Raw genomic sequence first — 1,742 nt, 5'->3', positions numbered from 1 at the left:
GGTCTGTGCTTCAACCATTCTCATAGAGATGCCTGAAATCGGGAGTATGGACCGAAAGCAGGTGGCTTGTTTAACTGGAGTAGCGCCGATGACACGGCAATCTGGACAATGGCGAGGGAAATCATTCATTCAGGGTGGTCGCAAAGTAGTGAGGGACGCCCTCTACATGCCAGCCTTGGTCGCGATGAGATTCAACCCTGACCTCAAGGCAAAATATCAAGCCATGATTAAAGCTGGAAAGCCACCAAAAGTCGCCCTTACTGCGCTCATGCGAAAGCTGATTGAACTCGCCAACGCCCTCATCAAAGCAAACCGAAATTGGGTGATTAAAGAGGCTTGATCAAGACGGATACTTTGATCCTGACCCAAAGGCGGCCGATTGCGCGGGAATGACGGGCAAAGCATCTGAGCATCACGGTTCGTCGGCATGTCGCCGGGGGATGAATTGATGAAGGAGACGCGGCATGCCAACGGGCACCGTAAAATGGTTCAACAGCACCAAGGGTTATGGATTCATTGCGCCAGACAATGGCGGCAAGGATATTTTCGTTCACGTCTCGGCGGTGGAGCGCGCGGGATTGACGGGGTTGAGCGACAATCAAAAGATTGGGTTTGAGCTGCAATCTGGGCGCGATGGCAAAGAGTCTGCGGCGGATTTGCGGCTGCTGTAAGGGATGGAGCGAGGCGGCCCGCCGGGTGCGGGCCGTTTTTCACCGTTACAGATATTTCGCCATCACAGCATCATCCCAGCCAAGCGTAAGGCCGTGATCGCCGCGAATGACGGGGCGTTTCATCAAGGTGGGTTGCTGTTTCAACTGTTCGTCCGCATCGCTGGCCTTGAGCCAGTCAGAGGCGGCGCGCCAAGTGGTGGATTTTTGGTTGATGATCTGGCCGCCAAATTCGGTGATGAATTCGGTGATTTCAGCCTCGGTCAGCGGGTCGGCGCGGATGTCGCGGAAACTGGGGGCGTGGCCTGCGGCGGTGAGGGATTTCAGCGCCTTTTTGCAAGTGTCGCAGGTGGAGATGCCGTAGAGGATCATCGCAAATTCCTTTGTGGATCGCGCGCGATTTTACACGCTACGCTTTGATTTATCATGGTTTTGCGATTTTCGTTAACCTGCTGTTAACTGGTGAACGCAAGTGCCACGCGTGCGCCAATATAGGCGGAAACGCCGCTAAGAACAGTCCCCCACGCCATATCCATGATCACCATTTGCGGGTGCCAGTCGCGCATCACGGTCCAGGATGTCAGTTCATACGTGCCATAGGCTATGAGGCCGAGGACCGCCCCTTGGACGAGGGCGGTGGTGGCGGCACCGTCGCGCAAAGCGGGGATGCCTGCGAAATAAGTGAGGCCGCCCATGTAAAGGACGTAGAACGCAATCGCGGGGCCTGCGCGCAACCCATCAAGCAGGCCTGTGCCCAGATGCGTGCGAAACATCGGGCCCATAACAAAGCCGAGCATCAGCGCATCGGCGATGAGGAAAAACACGCCTGTGGCGGCGATAAAAATGGCGATGGCGGTGAGGGTCATAAAATGCTCCGAGTTGTTAGGCGAAAGATAGTGCGCGGGGGGGAAACGACCAGACGGGGCGGTGGGTTCCACCCACCCTACGCCTTTTGGGCGGGCGGGTTTGGGGATGTGTGGGGGTTTGGGCGTGCGCGCGGGGTTTAGGCGTGCGCGCAGGGTTTAGGCGTGCGCGCAGGGTTTAGGCGTGCGCGCAGGGTTTAGGCGTGCGCGC

Annotated in this window: 4 protein-coding genes; 2 read left to right on the top strand and 2 right to left on the bottom strand. The window is 57.3% G+C overall.

The window, feature by feature from the left end; translation table 11 throughout:
- Both BMY36_RS08335 and BMY36_RS08330 read left to right on the top strand, forming a co-directional pair.
- Positions 1–340 (top strand): transposase (locus BMY36_RS08335; protein ID WP_139193976.1); only part of this gene is annotated, 340 nt, incomplete at its 5' end.
- Positions 341–464: 124 nt separating this feature from the next.
- Complete coding sequence (locus tag BMY36_RS08330; RefSeq protein ID WP_050518595.1) at positions 465–671, top strand: cold-shock protein; 207 nt, start codon at positions 465–467, stop codon at positions 669–671.
- Positions 672–716: 45 nt separating this feature from the next.
- Here BMY36_RS08330 and BMY36_RS08325 read toward each other — a convergent pair whose 3' ends face one another.
- Complete coding sequence (locus BMY36_RS08325) at positions 717–1,040, bottom strand: arsenate reductase family protein (RefSeq protein ID WP_050518596.1); 324 nt, start codon at positions 1,038–1,040, stop codon at positions 717–719.
- 83 nt (positions 1,041–1,123) lie between these two features.
- The gene (locus BMY36_RS08320; protein ID WP_050518597.1) at positions 1,124–1,534 is read right to left on the bottom strand and encodes a DUF2177 family protein; all 411 of its coding nucleotides are present in this window, start codon (positions 1,532–1,534) and stop codon (positions 1,124–1,126) included.
- Positions 1,535–1,742 lie beyond the last annotated feature (208 nt).

Source organism: Pseudorhodobacter antarcticus (assembly GCF_900110135.1).
Lineage (GTDB): Bacteria > Pseudomonadota > Alphaproteobacteria > Rhodobacterales > Rhodobacteraceae > Pseudorhodobacter > Pseudorhodobacter antarcticus.
The sequence above is the reverse complement of the archived record's forward strand: the minus strand, read 5'-3'. Positions and strand labels throughout refer to the sequence as shown.